The following is a 21,908-nucleotide window of genomic DNA, read 5'->3' as shown; positions in this document are numbered from 1 at the left end:
ATAAAAATGGACTTATTCTTTCGAATAAGTCCATTTCATTATATATAAAAAGCTATACTTTATTTGTCCAATCCACCTAAATCCACATTTGGATATTCATCTGGATTCAAAGGAATAATCTTTTCCAATAGAATATTGAAATATAAGGTAGTATAGCCAGGTATTGTAACATTCCCATTAGCATCTGTTTTAGCAGACTCTCCATAAGCCAAATTATATGGTATTACTACTTGTACCTGATTCAGATCTTTAATATCCATAAATTGAAGCATCGTAGCAAAGCCACGAGTAAGATCTTTAATCTGAAATCCTTTACTAGCTTTTCCTGAACCTTCTATTTCTGTACCATCAAAAGTTATGCGTTTCAATTCGCCTTCAGTATTTTTTGTGTAATACCAACCCATATAACGGATATCAACACTATCCGTAAATTGCGGATTACCTTCAGCATTTACCTTAGGTCTTATTTCATTCTTCAGACGATCTAAGTCAGCAGGTTTAATATCCGACGAACGTTTGTAATACACATCACCATTGCCCGTCAAACACGGAAGTTTAATGTATTCTCCTCCTCTACTCACAAGACTATCCTCATGAACGTAGAATAAACTATCATTAAAGTTTTTCCAAACTTCATTTATTTTCACATCGTATTTGTCATCATCATCTCCACAAGAGACAAAGAGACTCAAAGAAACACCTAGTATTAAGCTAACTAAAAGGCTTAGTTTTTTATTTATCATAATTATATATTTTAGCTTAGTTTTTTAAACAAGCTTTTCATGCTTACTTTTTCCGAAATGATAGCATTCAATTGATCAATAGCAACTCGTTCTTGCTCCATTGTGTCGCGATAACGAATTGTAACTGTATTATCTTCTAAAGTCTGATGATCAACAGTCACACAGAAAGGAGTACCAATAGCATCCTGACGGCGGTAACGTTTACCAATACTGTCTTTCTCGTCATATTGACATTTGAAATCAAATTTCAGGTCATTTATGATTGCTTCTGCTTTTTCTGGAAGACCATCTTTCTTAACCAAAGGCAATACAGCTAACTTGATTGGAGCTAGCGGTACAGGCAATTTCAATACAACACGAGTCTCTCCGTTTTCAAGAGTTTCTTCGCAGAACGAACCAGCCATTGTAGACAAGAACATACGGTCTACTCCGATCGAAGTTTCAACTACATACGGAGTATATGACTTGTTCAATTCCGGATCGAAATATTGAAGTTTCTTACCTGAGAATTTTTCATGCTGCGACAAGTCGAAATCTGTACGTGAATGGATACCTTCTACTTCTTTGAAGCCAAACGGCATCTCGAATTCGATATCAGTAGCCGCATTTGCATAGTGAGCCAATTTATCATGATCGTGGAAACGATATTTAGCATCGCCAAAACCAAGAGCTTTGTGCCATTTCATACGAACAGCTTTCCATTTTTCGAACCATTCCAATTCTTCACCCGGACGAACAAAGAATTGCATCTCCATTTGTTCGAACTCACGCATACGGAAAATAAACTGACGCGCAACTATCTCGTTACGGAAAGCTTTACCGATCTGAGCAATACCAAATGGAATTTTCATACGACCTGTTTTTTGCACATTCAGGTAGTTTACAAAAATACCTTGAGCAGTCTCAGGACGAAGATATACTTTCATCGCTCCATCAGCCGTAGAACCCATTTCGGTAGAGAACATCAAGTTGAATTGGCGAACATCTGTCCAATTGCGAGTACCACTGATTGGACATACGATCTCGCAGTCGATGATAATATCACGTAATTCGACCAGATTATTATCATTCAATGCCTTTGCAAAACGTGTATGAATGGCATCGCGATTAGCCTGATATTCCATCACGCGAGGATTTGTCTGACGATACATAGCTTCGTCAAAACTTTCGCCGAAACGCTTGGCTGCTTTTTCTACTTCTTTGTTTATTTTGTCGTCTATCTTAGCCAAATGATCTTCGATCAATACATCGGCACGATAACGTTTTTTACTGTCTTTGTTATCTATCAACGGATCGTTGAAAGCATCAACGTGACCCGAGGCTTTCCAAATAGTAGGATGCATAAATATTGCCGAGTCGATACCTACAACATTATCGTTAAGTAGTACCATACTATCCCACCAATATTTTTTGATGTTGTTTTTCAACTCAACACCCATCTGGCCGTAATCGTATACAGCCCCTAAACCATCATAGATTTCGCTCGAAGGAAATACAAAACCATACTCTTTACAGTGCGAAATCAATTTTTTGAAAATATCCTCAGACATAATTTACTTATATAATTTACCTTTAATTCATTAAGCAGGACAAAGTAAGTGTTTTTTTTCTATATAAAAGACAGGCAATCGCTTAAAAACTGATAAATGCATCATTTATTAGTCTAAAGATTTCTTAATTGTTAAAAAGTAACACTTGTATACACATTCCACTATCTTTCTGCAATCCTTTTCATCGGAATATCTTTGTCCAATCATCTTATTGTATAGATAAACTTAAGCAATCTTCTTTTTATTCCTTACCGACGAAGTATAAACGCCCACCAGACATAGGAAGAAGAATACGGCAAAAGTAACACGCATACAAATTATAAACTTATCGCTGAGGGCTGACGATAATTCTACGCTACCGATAATAAGAGATATCGACATAATTGCAACCCCCATGCTGAACGACTGGCCGGTCAAACGCATAGTACCAACTGTAGCCGAGGCTAATCCAAAGTGCTTTTGTTCAACCGAACTCATCACAATATTCATATTTGGAGATGAGAATATGCCAAAGCCTATGCCCAACAGCAGTAACAAGACAGCTAAGTAAATGTAATTGGTCGTTTCGCCAAGAAAACATAAACCAAGAAGCCCTACAGCTATAATAGCCATTCCCAAAGTCGCGAGAAATGTAGCCGACATCCTATCAGACAATCGTCCCGAACGAAGTGTAGCAATAGCCTGAGCTACTGACTGAATAACGAGTATTAAACCGGCATCGCGTGGCGACAATCCTCGTACATATTGCAGATACAGACTCAACATAAATGATATAGCATAAGTTGCCGAATAATTAATCAGCGCCGAGATGGATGACAAACGAAAAACCCTATTCTGAAGAAAAAGCTGAACATTGAAAACCGGAAAGCGTTGTTTCTTCTCATACATTCCGAAGATAAGCAGGAATATACACCCAACCAAAACGCAAACTATACCCGCCATTTCAGGAAGTTGTGTAAATCCGTATATCAGAGACGAAAGTCCTATCGCAAATAATATGGAGCCTACGAGATCGAATTTGCTTTTCTCCTCTTCTTTCCAATCATCTTTTATGAAAAGAAAGCTTCCGACCAATACCAACACACACAATAATGTTGTGATATAAAACACCGTGTTCCACCTCAAATATTGAGTTATAATACCACCCAAAAATGGACCAACGGCTGTAGAAAAATAGATAACGGAAGTATTAATACCCAATGCCATACCTCGTTTCTCGGCTGGAACTGATGATGTAAGTATTGCCGTACTGGTACCAAACATCAGAGCGCACCCCACTCCCGTAAGGAAACGATATATAATCAAAGCTGCTCCGGATGTAGCCAAAGCACTCATAAAAGTAAAAATGGCCGTCACAACAACTCCGGCAATAAAAACTTTTCGTCGTCCGATCATATCTGCTATACGGGCACTCGGGATTTGCAGAATAGCTGTCGATAACAGAAAAGCAGCCGGAACCCATCCCGACACAACTGCATCAAGCGACAAATCGCGATTAATATACGGCAAAGCCAGATTCAGAGCCGACCCCATAAAAGGTACAATAGCTGAACCTAAGCAGATAATAAAGAGTAAAGCACCAATATTTGTAGTTTTGCCGTTTGTCATAATTATTTATTCTCCTTTCGCCATGTATGAGGATTTTGAGCATTTGGATCACTCCAAATATTTATTTTTTCACGTCTGGCCTTATCCATCAAATCGTTATAAGACTGATCTTTATTATACTTGTATTGCCAAGCCATTCCATTTTCAAGCATTGCCTTATTTATATCTTTCCCTTCAAGGAATAGCACTCCAAGTACTCTATTATACTGATCTACACCTATCTTTTTTACTTCGACACGTTTATTCAACACCAAACTTTCGAGAAAAGCTTTAGACTCTTGCCCATAACTCTGTCCCATCTCGGGTGCATCGATTCCATCCAGACGGATTTTTTGCTCTTTACCATCCTCATCCTCCAGGATAACCGTATCACCATCCGACACGTGTTTAATAAACCCTCTAATAATATTCTTTGGCTTACCTATCTCTACTGTTTGATCTTGCTCTACTTTAGGCTCCGATTTTTTATTTTTAATCAGATCCTCGCCTCCTCCAAAGTAAGTAACGACCAAAATCAAGCCAATCAATAATACATTTACAAGGGTATTGTTCTTTTTCTTCACGTATTTTCTCTTTTTACTCATACACAAATGTAATCATTGTTTTAGAATTCGTGAAAACATCCGATTTCTTAATCACACGTGCAAACTCGATGACATTTTTTTACATTTTTTCCGATAATTCAACACTTTTATCTGCTACATAGATCGCAACTAGATTATAATGTAACGAGAAAGCATTAACTTTGTATTATAGCATTCAATGAAAATGTATGAGTAATACCAAACCTCAGTTTATCGATCTCGACAAGATATTCGAAAGTAAAGCACCGGGAGTATACAAGAAAACTCCTCGTTTTGCGATCAATTACCTGAAACGTAAAGTTCACGTTGACGAGCTCAACGATATACTCGACCGTTATGCCGACTGCGATGGTGTTGATTTTATGACCTCCGTAGTCGATTATTTTGACCTGAAGTTGAATGTAATCGGATTGGAAAACATTCCGAATGAAGGCCGTTTTCTTTTTGCATCCAACCATCCACTAGGCGGACTAGACGGCATCTGCTTATCGGCAATTATAGGAACTAAATACGACAAAAAAATACGTTATCAGGTAAATGATCTTCTGCTGAATATCCGTAACTTACAATCCATTTTTTTACCAATTAACAAAATAGGTAAACAATCGAAAGAAATAGTTGAAAAAATTAACAACGCTTTCGACTCCGATAATCAGATCATAACCTTTCCTGCCGGACTATGTTCGCGAAAACAAAAAGGCCAAATACGAGACTTGGAGTGGAAAAAAAATTTCATCCAGAAGGCAATAGAATCTAAAAGAGATATAGTCCCTATCTATTTTGATGGTACAAATTCAAATTTCTTTTATAGATTTGCAAATATACGTAAGGCCATCGGCTTGAAATTTAATATAGAAATGGTATTTTTACCTGACGAAATGTTTAAGAACAAGAGCAAGACATTCAATATTGTGTTTGGCGAGCCAATCCCTTATACATTTTTCGATAAATCGAAGAATGCTATGCAGTGGGCTGAGTACATGAAAGAAAAATCGTACTCTTTGAGCAAAATGATAAAATAAATCGTATGGAAAAGATTTTAGCGCCTATCGACCCGAAGGTGTTGATGGCAGAACTTACACCCGATAAATTTTTGCGCCGTACCAATCGCGCAAACAACGAAATATACATCATAACGCACGACAATTCTCCGAATGTCATGCAAGAGATTGGCCGTCTTCGCGAAGAAGCATTCCGATTTTATGGTGGAGGTACCGGTAAACCTGTCGATATAGACGAGTATGACACGATGGACAATCCGTACAAACAGCTGATTGTATGGAATCCCGAGGAAGAAAAAATAATCGGTGGATATCGATTCATCTGCGGACCCGATATCACTTTCGACGAAGAGACCGGAGAGCCTTATCTGGCGACATCGCATCTATTCAACTTCTCAAAAAAATTCATCGACGAATATCTGCCTTACACATTCGAGTTGGGACGTTCGTTCGTTACACTTGAATATCAATCTACACGATCGGGAACTAAAGGCATTTTTGCACTCGATAATCTTTGGGACGGATTAGGAGCATTGTGGGTAGCAGATCCTTCGATGAAGTATTTCTTCGGAAAAATGACTATGTATGACACCTACAACGTGGAAGCTCGTGATATGATTCTTTACTTCCTCAACAAATATTTTCCGGATCCCGACCGCTTGGTTACTCCGAAGAATCCGCTAGAGATACAAACCGAAAAGAAAAAGCTAGCACGAATATTCCACGGCGAAACATTCCGCGAAGACTACAAAATACTAAACACATCGGTTCGCAAGCTTGACTTGAACATCCCCCCACTAGTAAACGCCTATATGAGCTTATCGCCTCAAATGAGAGTGTTCGGTACGGGTGTTAACGATGAATTTGGTAACGTCGAAGAGACCGGTATTCTTATCGCGATGGAAGAAATTCTTGAAGAGAAGAAAAAACGTCATATCGAATCGTATCTGAATGATAAACCATCGAAACGTTTACTGAAACGACTTCGTCAAAAAATTAATTGGAACTGGAGCAAACCAGAGGAAGAGCCTACTACTCCGAAAGAGACATTCTGGATCCAAAATAAACGTCAGCAAAAGTGAGTTTTCTCCAGAATATATCTAAATATAAAATTATTCTTGCCTCGAATTCACCTCGTAGGAAAGAATTGCTATCGGGCTTAGACATTAACTACAAAATCAAAACGATTCCGAATGTAGACGAGTCGTATCCCGACTCAATACAAAAGACCGATGTATCTCTATACATAGCTAAAGCCAAGGCAGCAGCCTACGAGCAACTAATGCAAGACGATACTCTGCTGATCACAGCCGATACAGTTGTCGTTCTTAACGATGTGGTATACGGCAAGCCCAAAACTGAAGAAGAAGCTCGACAGATGCTTCGTCAGCTATCGGGAAATACACATATAGTGGCAACTGGAGTATGTATAACGACGAAGGAGAAACAATGCGCATTCAAAGTGGAAAGTGAAGTTCGATTTGCGAAGCTTGATGACGAAGAGATCAACTACTACGTTTCGAAATACAAACCTTTGGATAAAGCAGGCTCATATGGTATTCAGGAGTGGATAGGTTATGTAGCTGTCGAGTATATTTCAGGATCATATTTCAATATTATGGGCTTACCTGTCCAACGGCTTTATCAGGAACTAAAGAGGTTTTAAGACATTACAATTCTTAATATATCGCAGAGAATCTATTCACAGTAACCTGACTAGATTCTCTTTTTTTACGATCTATTATACAATCACAGCCTTTTACTTTTAATATCTTTAATGTATCTTTAACTACTTAATTAAAGACTCAACAAAGAATGAAAAACGCAACTCTATCCAGCTTAGCAATCGTCCCATTAGTATTTTTCGGGTCATGCTCATCTACACAGAAAGAACAAGACAATAAGAAGCTAAACATTATACACATCATGACTGATGATCATTCTTATCAGACCATCAGCGCATATAGGCATCCATTATCTAAATTAGCACCCACTCCAAATCTTGATAAATTAGCCAACAAAGGCATGCTATTCCAACAAGCTTTTGTTGAGAATTCGCTTTCCACACCAAGTCGAGCTTGCCTTATGACCGGATTATATAGCCACCAGAACGGACAACGCCGCTTGGGTGCAGGTATCGATTCGACCAAAACATTCGTTTCCGAAATATTACAAGAAAATGGTTACGAAACAGGTATATTCGGAAAATGGCATATGCAGTGCGAGCCTAAAGGTTTCGATCATTACTCTGTACTTTGGGATCAAGGCAATTATTACAATCCTGAATTCAAGACAGAGACTTCAAACGGAAAATACATCCGAGAAGAAGGTTATGCTACAACACTGATAACCGATCATGCCATCGAATTTCTGGAGAATAGAGATACAAATAAACCTTTTGCCATGTTTGTACATCACAAAGCACCGCATCGCAACTGGAAGCCCGAAGAAAAATACCTGACACTTTACAACGATATTGAATTCCCATATCCTGATACTTTCGACGACGACTACAGCACACGCGAAGCTGCATCGAAACAAGAAATGCAAATAGATAAGGATATGAATCTGATTTACGACCTGAAACTCGAAAATTTACTTGAAGACCCAAAATACAATAAAGAAATAAACGCTTCTACACTCACTAATTTGCTATCGCGGATGACTCCGGATCAGCTTGCTGCTTGGCGAAAGGCTTACTCGTCTCGTCAAGAAGATTTCGTAGCAAAGAATCTTAGCTGTGAAGAATTGAAAAAATGGAAATATCAGGAATACATCAAAGATTATTTACGTTGCATCAAATCTATTGATGACGAAATTGGCCGTTTGATCGAATACCTCGAAAAAGAGAACTTAATGGAAAATACCGTTATTGTCTATACTTCCGATCAGGGCTTCTATATGGGCGAGCATGGCTGGTTCGATAAACGTTTCATGTATGAAGAATCATTCAGAACGCCATTAATCATCTATCATCCTGATATCAAGGAAGGAAAATCGACAAAATCACTGTCCCAGAATATCGACTTTGCACCTACCTATCTCGATATAGCCGGCGTAGCGAAACCCGCGGAGATGAGCGGACGCTCGTTACTACCTTTATTGGACGGAACGCAGCCTGCCGATTGGAGAGATGACATCTATTATCACTATTATGATTATCCTGCTGTCCATATGGTTCATAGACATGATGGCGTAAGAACAGATCGTTATAAACTTATCCATTTCTATAATGGTACAGAAGAAGATGAACCGGATAAAATCGATTCGTATGAATTGTTTGACCTGCAAACAGATCCGAATGAACTGAATAATCTATACGGAAAAGCCGGATACGAAGAAATAACCGACGACATGCTAATGCGACTCAAAAACTACAGAGAGAAATTGAATGTAGACGAGTAACGAAAACAAATAGCAAGCAATATATCACAAGTTAGACACTCACATTTTTATCATAAAATCTATACAGACAATAAAACAAGTTAGTTCTTTTATTCTGTTTATATTTTGTGTGAAAAAATTGTATATCTTTGCAGAATAGTTGTCGATGCAATCTTTAATTTATTGTTTATGTTTAAAAAGACTCTACTAGCATCAATTGTATTTTTTGCTATATGCACACAAATATCAATAGCTCAGCAACTCTTGACACTCGACGAATGCCGTCAGTTAGCTATTGAGAATAATAAATCGTTGAAAGCCGCATCCGAACAAGAGCGCGTAGCATATTATCAAAAGCGTGAAGCTTTTATGAATTTTTTTCCCAAGCTATCAGCTTCGGGAACCTATATGCATCTTAGCAAAGATATCCACTTGATAGGTAAATCATCTATACCTAGCGAGCTATCACTAACTATACCGGGATTAGGTCCGATCAATATTCCTGTTGATCCAAAAATTCAAGGAGCATTATACAATGCAGGTAAAATAAGCCTTAGCGATATTTGGATGGGTGGCTTTACACTGACTCAACCCATATTTGCAGGAGGTAAGATCGTAGCCTACAACGACCTTCGAGCTTATGCCGAAGAACTTGCAAAAACAATGAACGAGACAAAAGCTTCGGACATCATTGTTGAGGTAGACGAAGGCTATTGGCAAGTTGTTTCATTGGTCAACAAACAGAAATTGGCAAAATCGTACCTAGACGTTATCAGCCAAATGAGTTCGGATATCAACGAACTAGAAAAAGAAGGACTGGCAACAAAAGCTGACAAACTAAACGTAAATGTACGCCTCAATGAAGCAGAAATGACTCTGACCAGAGCGAATAATGGCGTAAGCTTAGCGAAAATGGCTCTCGCACAACTATGTGGATTAGAAATCAGTGACAATATAACACTTGCCGATGAAAATATCGAATCGCTGCCCGATGCATCAGCATACGATTTGACAATCAACCAAGAAGAAGCTATCAGCAATCGGTCGGAAATACGAAGTCTGAGTTTGGCAACCCAAATATATAAGAAGCAAGAAGCTATTGCCCGCTCCGAGTTTCTACCGACTGCCGGAATTGCCGTTGGTTATAATTGGATGAATCCGAATGGTGCTGATGGCCTGAAATACGAGTTTGGAGGCATGTGGAATGTAGCTGTACAAGTAAAAGTTCCGCTAAACTTCATATCAAGTTCTGCAAAGCTAAAAGCAGCTAAAGCCCAAACACGTATCAAGCAGTTTGAGCTGGAAGAAGCCCGCGAGAAAATCAAATTACAGATAACTCAATCAAATTATAAACTGGCAGAAGCCAATAAAAAGCTGAAATCGGCACAAAAGAATTGCGAAACAGCAGACGAAAATCTTCGCTATGCCAATGCTGGTTTCGAAGAGGGAGTAATATCAGCCCTAGATGCCATGCAAGCACATACAGCATGGATAGCCGCTCATGCAGATTTGATTGATGCACAAATAGATGTTAAACTTTGTCGCCTATACTTGGATAAAGCATTGGGACGTAAATTAAAATAATCTGGAGTATGAATACTGAAAACGTTAAAACAGATTCTTCATCAAAACTCATTCCTATACTTGCATTTATCGCATTTATAGTTGCCATTGCCCTTTATGGATTTTTCTTTATGAATCGAAAAGACAATATTATACAAGGAGAAGCCGACATAACCGAAGTACGCATCTCGAGCAAAATACCGGGACGTATTGCCAAATTTTATGTGCAAGAAGGCGATTATGTCAAGAAAGGAGATACACTTGCAATACTTAGTGCTCCGGATATAGATGCAAAACTGACTCAAGCCGATGCTGCTGCCGAAGGAGCCTTGGCACAAAGTCTGAAAGCACAGAAAGGCGCACGCGAAGAACAAAAGCAAGCAGCCTACGAGATGTGGCAAAAGGCTAAAGTAGGAGTTGACATAGCCGAAAAGTCATTCAAACGTGTACAAAATCTTTTCGACAAAGGAGTTGTAACTGCTCAAAAACGCGATGAAGCCGAAGCAAACTACAACGCATCGATAGCGACCGAAAAAGCTGCCCGCTCACAATACGACATGGCTGTGAATGGTGCTGAACGCGAAGATAAGATGGCTGCCGCTGCTCTAGTTGATCGAGCACGCGGAGCTATTGCCGAAGTGGCTTCTTATGTGGCCGAAGGATACATTATTTCGCCGGTCGAAGGTCAAGTATCCGAGCGATTCCCTAACGAATGGGAGCTGGTAGGGACGGGAGCGCCAATATTCAACATTATGGACTTTTCCGATAAATGGGGTTCATTCAACATCACAGAAGACAGACTGATGAATTACGAGATGAACAAAGAAATAGATGTATTCGTTCCGGCTCTGGATCGTAACGTTAAGATGAAAATATACTACCTTAAAGATCTTGGATCGTACACAGCTTGGAAAGCAACCAAAACAACGGGGCAGTATGATCGTAAGACATTCGAAGTAAGAGCTCGATTTATCGATCAAGAGGAAACAAAAGTTATTCCGGGAATGTCTCTCATCATCAAAGAGTAATTCGGACAATGATAGAAAAAACAGGCATCATACCCGTATTTGTCAGAGAGTACAAGCGCATTGCTTCTTCCAAAGTTTTAATTTGGGGATTCATCCTTGCGCCCATATTGTCGATGCTTGTCCTAGTGTATATGATGGACGAGGGATTGCCTCGTAAAATTCCGATTGCAGTAGTTGACTTCGACAATTCGGTAACATCGCGCAAGCTTATCCGTCAGCTTGACGCCTTTCCTAAAACAGATATTAAATTTAAAAGCCTGAATTTCAGAGAAGCCCGCCAACGAATGGAGCAAATGGAAGTATATGCAATCCTCACCATTCCTCAAAACTTCTCGACCGATGCTGCTTCGGGCAAACAACCCAAATTGGTATATTATACCAATAATGCATTCCTCATTTCAGGATCGCTATTATTTCAGGATTTAAAGACAATTTCTACACTTGCATCGGCATCAGTCGGATTACAAACCGGGCAAGCCAAAGGTTATACAGTATCACAGATCATGCCCATTGTACAACCTATATCAGTAGCATCGAATCCGATAGGTAACCCTTGGCTCAACTATGGAGTGTATCTGCACAGCTTATTACTACCTGCTATTTTGCAACTACTTATATTTATGTTTACTGTATCCAGCTTCGGTTCAGAGTTAAAAGAAAGCAGCGGTAAATATTTGCTTGAATTATCTGGCAATTCAATTGGAAAAACGATCATAGGAAAAACGCTGCCATATACGATAGTTGCAAGTATTATCAGCTTGCTTTTTATGTCGGTGCTATACTACTATAAGCAATTCCCTCTACATTGCGGATTTTGGCCAATGTTTGCAAATTATATCTGTCTGATAATAGCTTCACAAGGGTTTGGTATTATACTGTTAGCAATATTCCGTAATTATCGCTTTGCTTTGAGCATAGCCAGTCTGCTGGGAATGGTAACATTTTCAATTATGGGAATGTCTTTCCCCGTACTTGCCATGAGTGGAGATCTTCAGAGCTTATCCAATTTTTTCCCGATGCGCCATTTTCTACTCATATACAACGATCAGGCATTGAATGGCTACCCTATAGGTTACTCAGCTTATAACTTCGCAGCCTTGCTGGCATTCGGTTTGGTATCTGTCTTCTTCTGGGGAACGATTCGAAAGTTGTTATACAAAAACCAATATGAAGAATAGAAAAGAATGAAAAGGTGGTTTTTAGACATATATTACGTTTGGGTCAATGAATTCAAGGTCATACTTCGCGACGAAGCAGTGATTCTCCTATTCATAATCGTTCCTTTTGCATATCCCATACTATACAGCTACATCTACAACAACGAGGTAGCACACGATGTAAAAATGGTTGTAGTCGATGAATCGCATTCAGCAATGAGCCGCGAATTCGTCCGCAAACTAGATGCTACACCAGATGTTCAGATAGTTGGAAAATCGACCGATATGGAAGAAGCCAAAGAACACCTTCGCCGAAAAGAGGCTTACGGCATTTTATACATTCCTAAAGATTTTAGTAAACGTATCCACCGTCAAGAGCAGGCGCAAGTGAATGTATATGCCGATATGAGTAGCATGTTGTTTTACAAGGCTATGCTTTTAGGAACAACCGAGGTTTCTCTGGATATGGGCGCTCAAGTTCGCGTAGCCGAAATGGGGTATAAAACGAGAATGGAAGATAAAGTTTCTGAACAAGCTGTTTTGAACGAATGGGTATCATTCTACAATGTACCGAACGGATTTGCCAGCTTTTTGATTCCTGCTATTCTTATTCTGATTATTCAACAGACACTACTATTGGGGATTGCAACTCTAGTCGGAACCCACAACGACAAAAAACGCTATTCTATAGCTTCGCACACACATAAAGGCAAACGCGTCAATGCGTTCAAACTGACTATTGGAAAGGCTTTCTGTTATGCAACTATATACGTGATTATGTCGGCTTGGATATTACGCGTAGTGCCATACATCTTCAATCTTCCGATGATAGGTAATCCGTGGACAGTAGCTGTATTTCTTCTTCCGTTCTTGCTGGCTGCAACTTTCTTCTGCATGACCATATCGTACTTTTGTTCGCAACGCGAGTTCGGGATGCTTTTATTCGTATTTACGAGCGTTCTATTCGTTTTCCTATCTGGTGTATCGTGGCCATGGATATCTATGCCTGGGGCGCTGCAATCTATCGCATACATGATTCCTTCAACACCGGGAATACATGGTTTTGTCAAAATCAGTACAATGGGAGCAACTCTGTCCGATGTATGGTTCGAATATTGCGTCTTATGGATTCAAACTGGAATCTATTGGATCACTGCAACACTTATGTATGTGTGGTGGATTCGCAACTATGACCCTATCAACAGAGGTCGCGAAATGCACCGAGTAGATGATGATTTTATATTTGGGACTAAGGATATTAGTAGATAAGATCAGTCAGAATAGGCTTCAATTATCTACTTCTGAAATCTGCAGTAATTAGAATTAGATTTAATATATAATATAGCTAATTTAATTATATTTGTCGATATTTCAGAAATATAATTAATGAGTCTCTCCCTATATAATCTAAACAAAGATCAAGTAAATATAATGAAGGCAATCGCTATAATACTGATTGTTCTTCATAATTTCTTCAATCATATCACGGATATTGGAGTAAACGAAATGTTCTTTGACTCAGATAGAGTGTACCGATTATGGGACAAACTTATTGAATACCCCAATATATGGAACACAACATTAGAGCTAATATCTTATTATAGCTGGCCAGCCGTTCTTTTATTTATTTTTATTAGTGGCTATGGTTTAGCTAAAAGATATCTTGGTAAAGAAAAGTTCGACACTAAGTCATACTATATACACCATACAACAAAGCTATTAGCCCTATATATATTTGCACATATAATTTATTTTATTCTCGTATCAAGAACTATAGATATAGAAGAATTTGGCGAGTTCATAATACAAACAATATTTTTACCTTTCAAAAACTACAACGAAGAGCTAATGTTCAAATATTCTGGGCCATTCTGGTATTTCTGCCTAGTTGCTCAATTATACCTCATTTTCCCGTTAATATTATTCGGCATAAAAAAATATGGAGAGAATTTCTTATTAATTTTATTCCTTTTCTCATACTTATTGATTTATATAATGACACCCTTAGCAGAAAAAGTAGAATACCCAATCTATGGAAATATATTTGGACATCTACCTGAATTTACTCTAGGCATTTTGCTCGCTTTTTCACCCAAATACAGAATAACTATATGGTCATTTATTATAGCTTTAGGGATAGCCATAACAGCTAACTTCTACGAGATAGTACATCCTTTATCATACCTAGCCTTACTTATTATTATCCTATATACTTTCTATCCTCTTTATGCAAATCTGCCGGCAAAAAGTATCATGTACAAGACTTTAGTCTTTATAGGCAAAATAAGTATGTTCATGTTCATAGTCAATACTATGATTAGAGAAAAGTACACTCTAAAACATTGTGCAAATAAGAGTATAGAAGAACAATTGATTATAGGATTAATTCATTTATGCATTGTCATACTTGTGTCATACATACTATCAATAGCATATCGGATGAGTGGGAAAACAATCGGACTTATTGGAAGAAAACTGTTTGCTAGATCTGGCCAATAAAGCTAAAGTTCGATTTGTTTCACTGCAGACCAGTCCACAAGCTCAGCTGCCTGATGTACATCTACCCATTTGAAGTCTTTCAACATTCTCTCGAATTTAGGGTATGCATTCTTCATCCCGTAATATGACTTGAATTTGCGCATTGCCGATAAATGATTGAAACGAGGTTGTTCGTAATCAAAGTCACGCATATGCAAGTACGTCATATTATAATCGAGTTTGTTCATTTCTCTCTTGATAAACCAATATGGAAATAAGCGGAAATAGCCACCACCACCGAAAACCATTTGTTTTCCGAGAAAAGTTCCAGTACTGATTGGAAATTCTTTGATCGAGTAATCTTTGTATTTTATTATAGCAGGATTTGCTTCTCCGAACGATGGGAATCCGCCAAAACTGCGTGTAGTAGGGAATATCGAACAATCTATCTCAATGCCATTTTTAGCAAGCACTTCGAATGCCCAAGTAGCCTCTTCGGTAATAGAAAAAGCAGGAGCACGAAAAGCATTAATTTTCTTTCCGGTCACATTTTCTATACTATTTATCGACTGACGAAGATCTGCGTCAAATGTTTCCGGCGTCATTTCACGCACAAAATAGTGTTTATCACTATGACAAGCCAATTTATGGCCTCTGCTGTCTATTTGTTTTACAAATTCAGGATAATTACGAGCAATCCAACCAAGACAAAAGAAAGTAGCTTTAGTATCAAGTTCATCCAATCGATCAAGTATCCGAGGCAAATACAAATCGATACGTGATGGATAACTCAACCATGTATCTTCTGTAGATTCTATGTCGAAATGAAACCATTCTTCTATATCAAAGGTTAAAACATTGATTTGCTTGCTCATAATTTTGTATTATATTGTGTCTAAGTCAATTAATTGTATAAAAACGTTTTCTTTTTGTATAGGGGGTATTTCTCCCGTAAAATCCTTGAAAACCAAATTAAAAGGCGGCCTCTTAATAAATGAAGGCATATTGAAGTAAAATCCGCGTGAAATGTCAGCTCCTAACCCGACATAAAGATTCAATGGACGAAAGCCTATATTCTGAGATAATTCTTCTACTGTCTTATTAAACAAATTGATTTTAGATATAGTTTTAGCAAAAAATGAAATTGGAGAATACAGACACCCATCCGAGCAAGAATATTTGTTTACAGGGCTATTTAAACGCCATTTATACTGTTTTTCGTCCCATGATTTATAGCAATCAAAGTGCCTATCCGAGAAAATATTATTCCCAATTCCAACTTTTACCGATAAAGGAGAAATTAAATAAAAGCCCAGATATTTTAGAAAAGTATGACTACTGTTGGCATTTGGCACTGCAATCATAAAATCATATCCGTTATCCATTGCATATTTTACAGTACGTTCTCCGAGTGTTTTGAAAAGCTTCTTACCCTGATATTTCGGATCAGTAGAGACATTGATGCATAACAATCCTCGACGTTTTTTATCAAACAAGTTCATTTCTATAGGGAGACCCGCAAAATGTGATATGATCCTCCCATTATGCCAAGCGTTAAATCCCTCCATTTCACCGAGAGGATTCTCTTTATATTGCCAACGAAGAAAATCGAGAGTAAATCTGGAAGTACGAGGAAATACTACCTTCAGAAAGTGTTGCAACTCTACCAAAGAATTGTCATCAGTAGCAATATATTTTATCTCATATTCCATATCCGCATATCATGTAATAATGAATGACTTGCAAAAATAGAAAGTTTTTCCCGTATTACTCGAAAACGCACCTATATAAAAAATTTGAAGGGCTTCTCCTCTACGGAGATTCCCTTCAATTGTCATCCTGTATACAAATAATAAAACTGAATTAGCATTCTAATTCTCGTTGCTTCACAGCAAGGATTTCTAACTTAGGTCTAAAATTCTAAAAAAACACCTGCAAAGGATGTTATACTTATAATAAATCTTGGATTATTATATATATGATTTAGAAGTTTGGTCAAAAAGTATTCTTTAAGACACTTACAACAGAATCGCTATCTGTCTTGTCTATAGTACAAAGGTAAGGGTATTTCGAGACTATAGATAATCTATAAGCCTGTATATAGATTATTTATAGATTTAAAATATCTAACATACTGGTTTAATGTGTAATAACATTTAACAACAAATAGATGTATATAGATATTTTAGCAGATAAAAATTCGTTTTATGGCTTTAATTAGCTACTTTTACCATCCCAAATGTTACGGTTTTATGGTTTATAAGCACAACATACACTACATTCTACACAGCAATATTTATCCCAGCAATACAATTGTTGTAGTAATCATATTCTTTCTGATTGCCGCTATAACTCTGTCTATTTTCTATTTCAAAATTCACAAAAAGAATAAACAAAACACCAATGAATCGAAAGATATTGATCCGAAGGAAGAAAAAAAAGACACAGGAAATACGTTAACAAAAGAAGTCGCAACTGACTATCTGAGAATTCTAAGCGATACTGCTCTGATAGAATCATTCATTCCTGAGGAAGATCGCAAACTTGGGCTAAGAATTTTAAGAAAAACATACGATGTAGTTTACGGAAAAAAAAGCTATCCTTGGGAGAAAGCCTATAAAGCCATAAGCATATTGTACGACAATCTACCCGATAAGCTCCGTCAGATTTACCCCGAACTAGATGAGGCGGAAATACGCATTTGTTGCTTGACCTATATGGAGGTCAACAATACAGAGATAGCAGCAATAATGCGCTTTAAAATCAATACCGTACAATCCAAGAAATCTGTTATCCGGAAAAAACTCGGAATTGATGGTTATGGCAATATAAGGGACTTCATTATAGAAGATCTAAACAAATTAAAATAAATAGGCTGTTCCGACAAACGGAACAGCCTATTATATATAGTATAAGAAACAAAATCACTTAATCTTCACATCTACCTTCGCTGTAGGAGCTTGTTCAGAGTTACGCTTATCCACTGCAGCAACAAAGTTATCAGCCAATGAAGCGAATGCCATTCCCGTAATGCTATCTTCATTCAATGCCACAGGTTTACCTTGGTCTCCACCTTCACAGATACTTTGCACAATAGGAATTTGCCCTAGCAATGAAATGTTCATTTCTTCAGCCAAATCCTTAGCCCCACCTTTACCAAAGATATAGTATTTATTCTCTGGAAGTTCGGCTGGCGTAAACCAAGCCATATTCTCGACTAACCCTAAAATCGGCACATTTACCTTATCGTTCGTAAACATATCGATTCCCTTACGGGCATCAGCCAAAGCCACTTGTTGGGGAGTACTTACTACCACAGCACCAGTAATAGCCAATGTTTGAACCAATGTAAGATGTATATCGCTTGTACCAGGAGGTAAATCCATCAGAAAGAAATCCAATTCTCCCCAGTTTCCTTCTGTTATCAGTTGTTTCAAAGCATTACTTGCCATAGCTCCACGCCATACAACTGCATTTTCCGGATTTACGAAGAAACCAATAGAAAGCATTTTCACTCCATATTTTTCGATCGGAGAAATCATTTCTTTACCATCTACCGGATCCAATGTTGGACGAGCGTCTTCTACACCAAACATCTTAGGAAGCGATGGCCCGAATATATCTGCATCCAGCAATCCCACTTTATAGCCTTTATTAGCTAGAGCTATAGCCAGATTAACCGAAACAGTACTCTTTCCTACTCCTCCTTTTCCCGATGAAATGGCGATAATATTCTTAACTTGAGGAAGCAGTTTAGCTTCTTTTGCCGGAGTTGGAGCTGCTTGTCTTGTCACGACATCAATATTTCCTTTTATATCGATATTAGGGTCTGCAAAAGTCAATATTGCTGTTTCGCAGGCTTTAACTACCGACTTGATAAAAGGATCGTTTGCTTTCTCGAACATCAACGAAAAGCTAACCTTATTACCAGCGATATGTATGTCGTCAGACACCATACCCATCTCCACTACATCTTTGCCTGTACCCGGATAACGTACGTTCCGCAAGGCATCAATTATCAATTTTGGATATATTGCCATGATATTTGAGTTTTAAGTAAAATATTTAATTCTATTATTTTGTCGTCCGTTTTGTTTGAATACTTTCCATATTACTTCGCCCAAAACTACGATAATCATCTTTTTCGATTTCAACATCCGGCTCGATCCATTCTGTCAGATGCTTGTACTCGAATTTCAGATACTTTATGTTTAAACCACGAGCCAACCACTGTTGTTCGTAGAAAGTCTGTATTTTTAGTATATCGTCTACCAAATCCGAGTGATAAAGATCATTTGTAGAATACAATACGGGCAGATTGTTAGCTTTCACCATCTCACACGTATAAGTATACATGAAGTTACTATCCGACTTCAGATGAATTATACTTCCTTCTCCAAGAATTTTACCATACATCTCCATAAAACGGGTAGATGTCATTCGCTTAATTACTTTTCTCATCTGAGGATCAGGAAACGTAATCCAGATTTCAGCAACCTCTCCCTTTTCGAAGAAATGAGCTATCAGTTCAATATGGGTACGCAAAAAAGCGACATTAGATAAGCCAGCCTCCAAAGCTTCGGTTGCACCCGTAAACATACGTGCACCCTTTATATCTACACCGATAAAATTTTTATCGGGATACATTTTAGCTAAACCAACAGCATATTCCCCTTTGCCACATCCCAGCTCTAACACGATCGGATTGTTATTCTTAAAAAAGCGTTCGTTCCAATGCCCTTTCATATCAAACCCTTTCTCTTTCAGTACCGAAAAAGGATATTGAAATACATGAGGATAATCCTCCATTTTGGCAAACTTAGCTAGTTTATTCTTTCCCATTCTGATTCTTTATTCTCTTATTTTAGAATTGTTGCATATCAACTAATTTGCGATAATAACCATCCATAGCTATCAGCTGGTCATGCGTACCACGTTCGACTACTCGCCCTTCGTGCATAACATAAATTTCGTCAGCATTCTTGATTGTTGACAAACGATGTGCGATAACCAAAGTTGTACGATTAGCCATCAGCTTGTCAAGTGCTTCCTGCACTAATTTTTCTGATTCTGTATCCAAAGCCGAAGTTGCTTCGTCAAGAATAAGAATCTCCGGATTCTTCAGAATGGCACGAGCAATGCTCAATCGCTGGCGTTGTCCTCCCGATAGATTTCCTCCGCGGTCTCCGATATTAGTATTGTAGCCATCTGCTGTTTCCATGATAAAATCGTGTGCATTGGCTATTTTTGCAGCCTCGATCACCTGCTCCATTGTAGCATCATTAACACCAAAAGCTATATTATTGAAAATTGTATCGTTAAACAAGATCGCTTCTTGATTTACATTTCCCATCAGAGCCCGAAGATCGAATACTTTGGCATCTTTTACATTCACATCGTCAATGTAGATTCCGCCTTTCTGAACGTCATAGAAACGAGGCAACAAATCGGCCATTGTCGATTTACCCGACCCTGACTGTCCAACCAGAGCTACAGTCTTACCTTTTGGTATCGTCACATCAACACCTTCAATCACCCACTTCTCATTGTACCTGAACCAGATATCACGGTAAGAAATCTCTTTCTCAAATTTAATTGCTTTTGGATTCTCTGGATCTACAATTGTATTTTCAGCTTTGAGAATCTTATCGATACGCTCAACCGAAGCCATCCCTTTCTGAATAGCGTAAACTGATTTCGATAAATCTTTTGCAGGATTGATTATCAGATAAAATATGGTCAAGTAATAGATAAACTGAGCACCATCGATTGTGCTATTTGCCGAGAAAATCAACGATCCCCCGTACCAAAGGACAATTACAATCGTAATTGTTCCCAACAATTCACTCATTGGATGAGCTAACTGTTGACGGCGCGCAATTCGGTTTGTCATTTGTCTGAATATATTGCTCTCTCCATCAAAACGACCTTCTATCTTAGATTCAGCGTTGAATGCTTTAATGACACGCAGCCCTCCCAACGTTTCTTCAACCATCGAGATCAATCGTCCCCATAGATTTTGAGCTTCCAGCGATTTTCTTTTCAGACTTTTACCTACTTTGCCCATAATATAACCTGCAATAGGCAATAGAATAAGCACAAAAACTGTCAGTTGCCAGCTGATAAATAGCATTGTCCCCAGATAGATGATGATCATTATCGGATTCTTACTGACCATATCCAGAGAACTCATCACCGAAACTTCGACTTCGTTCACATCTCCAGTCATGCGGGCAATGATATCACCTTTACGTTCGTTCGAGAAGAAGCTCAATGGCAATGAAAGTATTTTATCATTGATTTGCTTACGAATATCACGAACTACTCCCGTACGCACATCAACTATATAATAAGCAGCCATATATGTTGTCAAAGTTTTCAGCGTGGTCATGAATACCAAAGCCAAGCCCAACATGAGCAATACTGTCCCACCTGCACTTTGCTCGATCATATTACTCATATACCAATAAGCATTATTCTTCAGCACATCGAAATCTAGCATAGCACTTAAACTCGAGTTATCGACAGGCATATATTCATATACCGCATCGTTTACCTTAAATAGAATTTGAAGAATAGGGATTATCAGGGCAAATGAGAAAACATTAAGAAATGCACTCAATATATTGAAGAAAATATTCAAAAACACCTGCCTCTTATAAGGAGGAACAAAGCGTTTTATCAGTTTAATAAAATCTTTCATCAGACTGTTTTAAGTTCAAAAAAATGCCCTCCGAAAGGGCTTTGTTTTCAATTGAGGGCGCAAGTTAGTTATTATTTTTTCCTTACTAAAACAATTATATTTACTTTTG

General features: G+C 38.1%; 19 protein-coding genes. 10 read left to right on the top strand and 9 right to left on the bottom strand.

Annotation, left to right across the window (positions count from 1 at the left end; genetic code table 11):
- Nucleotides 1-59: 59 nt before the first annotated feature.
- The 4 genes from C1A06_RS03470 to C1A06_RS03455 all read right to left on the bottom strand — a co-directional run bounded on the left by C1A06_RS03470 (nucleotide 60) and on the right by C1A06_RS03455 (nucleotide 4,485).
- Nucleotides 60-743: an FKBP-type peptidyl-prolyl cis-trans isomerase gene (locus C1A06_RS03470; RefSeq protein WP_101688829.1), complete on the bottom strand. Its 684-nt coding sequence runs from the start codon at nucleotides 741-743 to the stop codon at nucleotides 60-62.
- Between the two features lie 11 nt (nucleotides 744-754).
- Nucleotides 755-2,296, bottom strand: coding sequence for a glycine--tRNA ligase (locus tag C1A06_RS03465; RefSeq protein WP_101688828.1), 1,542 nt, complete (start codon nucleotides 2,294-2,296; stop codon nucleotides 755-757).
- Between the two features lie 222 nt (nucleotides 2,297-2,518).
- Nucleotides 2,519-3,901, bottom strand: a complete 1,383-nt coding sequence (locus tag C1A06_RS03460; RefSeq protein ID WP_101688827.1) for an MFS transporter — start codon at nucleotides 3,899-3,901, stop codon at nucleotides 2,519-2,521.
- A gap of 2 nt (nucleotides 3,902-3,903) precedes the next feature.
- On the bottom strand, nucleotides 3,904-4,485 hold the full coding sequence (locus tag C1A06_RS03455) for a thermonuclease family protein (RefSeq protein WP_101688826.1): 582 nt from the start codon (nucleotides 4,483-4,485) through the stop codon (nucleotides 3,904-3,906).
- Between the two features lie 188 nt (nucleotides 4,486-4,673).
- Between C1A06_RS03455 and glsA the strand changes: the two genes are divergently transcribed.
- From glsA to C1A06_RS03410, 9 genes are all read left to right on the top strand, one after another.
- Complete coding sequence (gene glsA / locus C1A06_RS03450) at nucleotides 4,674-5,507, top strand: lyso-glycine lipid O-acyltransferase GlsA (RefSeq protein WP_101688825.1); 834 nt, start codon at nucleotides 4,674-4,676, stop codon at nucleotides 5,505-5,507.
- A gap of 5 nt (nucleotides 5,508-5,512) precedes the next feature.
- Complete coding sequence (glsB, locus tag C1A06_RS03445; protein WP_101688824.1) at nucleotides 5,513-6,568, top strand: glycine N(alpha)-acyltransferase GlsB; 1,056 nt, start codon at nucleotides 5,513-5,515, stop codon at nucleotides 6,566-6,568.
- Nucleotides 6,565-7,152, top strand: coding sequence for a Maf-like protein (locus C1A06_RS03440; RefSeq protein WP_101688823.1), 588 nt, complete (start codon nucleotides 6,565-6,567; stop codon nucleotides 7,150-7,152). Before glsB ends, C1A06_RS03440 begins: the two co-directional genes overlap by 4 nt.
- A 149-nt stretch (nucleotides 7,153-7,301) precedes the next feature.
- Nucleotides 7,302-8,891 (top strand): sulfatase family protein, encoded by a 1,590-nt coding sequence (locus tag C1A06_RS03435; RefSeq protein ID WP_101688822.1) that lies wholly within the window; start codon nucleotides 7,302-7,304, stop codon nucleotides 8,889-8,891.
- Between the two features lie 168 nt (nucleotides 8,892-9,059).
- Nucleotides 9,060-10,454, top strand: coding sequence for a TolC family protein (locus C1A06_RS03430; RefSeq protein ID WP_101688821.1), 1,395 nt, complete (start codon nucleotides 9,060-9,062; stop codon nucleotides 10,452-10,454).
- Nucleotides 10,455-10,462: 8 nt separating this feature from the next.
- Nucleotides 10,463-11,461: an HlyD family secretion protein gene (locus tag C1A06_RS03425; protein WP_101688820.1), complete on the top strand. Its 999-nt coding sequence runs from the start codon at nucleotides 10,463-10,465 to the stop codon at nucleotides 11,459-11,461.
- A gap of 8 nt (nucleotides 11,462-11,469) precedes the next feature.
- Entirely contained in the window at nucleotides 11,470-12,639 is a 1,170-nt protein-coding gene (locus C1A06_RS03420; RefSeq protein WP_101688819.1) for an ABC transporter permease, read from the top strand.
- Between the two features lie 6 nt (nucleotides 12,640-12,645).
- On the top strand, nucleotides 12,646-13,887 hold the full coding sequence (locus C1A06_RS03415) for an ABC transporter permease (protein WP_101688818.1): 1,242 nt from the start codon (nucleotides 12,646-12,648) through the stop codon (nucleotides 13,885-13,887).
- Nucleotides 13,888-14,004: 117 nt separating this feature from the next.
- Complete coding sequence (locus tag C1A06_RS03410) at nucleotides 14,005-15,117, top strand: acyltransferase family protein (RefSeq protein ID WP_101688817.1); 1,113 nt, start codon at nucleotides 14,005-14,007, stop codon at nucleotides 15,115-15,117.
- A gap of 2 nt (nucleotides 15,118-15,119) precedes the next feature.
- Here C1A06_RS03410 and C1A06_RS03405 read toward each other — a convergent pair whose 3' ends face one another.
- Both C1A06_RS03405 and C1A06_RS03400 read right to left on the bottom strand, forming a co-directional pair.
- Nucleotides 15,120-15,971 carry a polysaccharide deacetylase family protein gene (locus tag C1A06_RS03405; protein WP_221405673.1) on the bottom strand — a complete coding sequence of 284 codons (852 nt, stop codon included), beginning with the start codon at nucleotides 15,969-15,971 and terminating at the stop codon, nucleotides 15,120-15,122.
- A gap of 9 nt (nucleotides 15,972-15,980) precedes the next feature.
- Complete coding sequence (locus C1A06_RS03400) at nucleotides 15,981-16,808, bottom strand: GNAT family N-acetyltransferase (RefSeq protein WP_101688816.1); 828 nt, start codon at nucleotides 16,806-16,808, stop codon at nucleotides 15,981-15,983.
- A 495-nt stretch (nucleotides 16,809-17,303) separates the two neighbouring features.
- Here C1A06_RS03400 and C1A06_RS03395 point away from each other — a divergent pair, with 495 nt between their 5' ends.
- On the top strand, nucleotides 17,304-17,966 hold the full coding sequence (locus tag C1A06_RS03395; protein WP_145996330.1) for a helix-turn-helix transcriptional regulator: 663 nt from the start codon (nucleotides 17,304-17,306) through the stop codon (nucleotides 17,964-17,966).
- Between the two features lie 54 nt (nucleotides 17,967-18,020).
- Here C1A06_RS03395 and C1A06_RS03390 read toward each other — a convergent pair whose 3' ends face one another.
- From C1A06_RS03390 to C1A06_RS03380, 3 genes are read right to left on the bottom strand one after another with little or no spacing between them, the layout of a single operon-like run.
- Nucleotides 18,021-19,136, bottom strand: a complete 1,116-nt coding sequence (locus C1A06_RS03390; RefSeq protein WP_101688814.1) for an Mrp/NBP35 family ATP-binding protein — start codon at nucleotides 19,134-19,136, stop codon at nucleotides 18,021-18,023.
- A 34-nt stretch (nucleotides 19,137-19,170) separates the two neighbouring features.
- Nucleotides 19,171-19,938 carry a tRNA (guanosine(46)-N7)-methyltransferase TrmB gene (gene trmB / locus C1A06_RS03385; protein ID WP_101688813.1) on the bottom strand — a complete coding sequence of 256 codons (768 nt, stop codon included), beginning with the start codon at nucleotides 19,936-19,938 and terminating at the stop codon, nucleotides 19,171-19,173.
- 22 nt (nucleotides 19,939-19,960) lie between these two features.
- The gene (locus C1A06_RS03380) at nucleotides 19,961-21,799 is read right to left on the bottom strand and encodes an ABC transporter ATP-binding protein (protein WP_101688812.1); all 1,839 of its coding nucleotides are present in this window, start codon (nucleotides 21,797-21,799) and stop codon (nucleotides 19,961-19,963) included.
- Nucleotides 21,800-21,908: the final 109 nt, after the last annotated feature.

It is taken from the genome of Dysgonomonas massiliensis (assembly GCF_900240225.1).
Lineage (GTDB): Bacteria > Bacteroidota > Bacteroidia > Bacteroidales > Dysgonomonadaceae > Dysgonomonas > Dysgonomonas massiliensis.
The sequence above is the reverse complement of the archived record's forward strand: the minus strand, read 5'-3'. Positions and strand labels throughout refer to the sequence as shown.